Here is a 1,024-nt window from a genome sequence, read left to right as displayed (position 1 = left end):
TATTGATTTCAAGGTGGTTATAAAAATAATACACCTGAGTACACTTCTACATTTTTGAGAGGTTCCTATATAAGGATGCCGCTGATTTCTCATTGAAAAGCTTTCTGCTGACACTCGCTTTTGTGTTGGAAACCGACTGCATGGATGTGTCAAGGATAGTGGTTATCTCACCAGTCTTGAAGCCAAGATATATCAGCATACATACCTTGAACTCTTGCTCGCTGATATCTTTCCTTTGGGAAAGCAATGAGTGCAGCTTTGGGAAGAAAGTCCTTACCATATCACTCAAAGTGTTCCACTCGCTTTTCGTAGGGGATGATTTGGAAGCATTTGGTATGGTATAACGCTTGAAGCATGATACAATATCTTCATAAGTCCGTACAAAATCTCCATTAGCCCACTTGTTCCCCTGTAGCTGTTCTTCCAGTTCCTTTACTCTTTTCTGCAGTTCCTCCAATTCCTGCTCTTTCATCTCTACAATGGATATGCAGCCTTTCCTTATATTCTCCAATTCCGTTTTTGATTCCGAAAGTTCATTGTTCAAAAGGACGTAAATGTGGCGCATCCTCTCTTTCTCGGTGCGGTTCCTCTTTTTTGTACTCCAAATATACCATACCACATAAATACCTAATACTATGACGACAGAAATTATCAGATAGACAGCAAACAAGGTTTTCTGTTCCCTTAACTTGCTGGCATCAGCTAATCTCCTCATCCTGTTGTAGTCGTATAAAGATTTTGCCTGTATTACTGCCTCTGCCTGGCTCCTTGACAAGATATCGTCCATGGCTTTCTCGCTCAATAAGGAGTACTTGCTTATGGAGTCGATGTCCATCTTTAATCTGTAAACAGAGATAAGACCTTTGCATGCCTCATAATCAAAGCTACTTCCAAGCAGTTTCCGGAAGTAGTATTCCGCTGCATCAATTTTTCCAATGCCAATTTGATATAATCCTTTTGTATAGTAATAATGCATGCGTTCAGGAACTATCCTTTCGTCAACGAACAACCCTGATTTGTTTTC

General features: G+C 40.1%; 1 protein-coding gene. It reads right to left on the bottom strand.

Annotation, left to right across the window (positions count from 1 at the left end):
* Nucleotides 1-46 precede the first annotated feature (46 nt).
* Nucleotides 47-1,024, bottom strand: a 978-nt coding sequence (locus tag CIL02_RS16360; RefSeq protein ID WP_170935067.1) for a hypothetical protein, incomplete at its 5' end; no start/stop codon positions are given.

The sequence above is a fragment of the Prevotella sp. P3-122 genome, from assembly GCF_002251365.1.
In the GTDB taxonomy this organism is placed as follows: domain Bacteria; phylum Bacteroidota; class Bacteroidia; order Bacteroidales; family Bacteroidaceae; genus Prevotella.
This window is presented reverse-complemented; position numbering and strand designations above follow the sequence as displayed.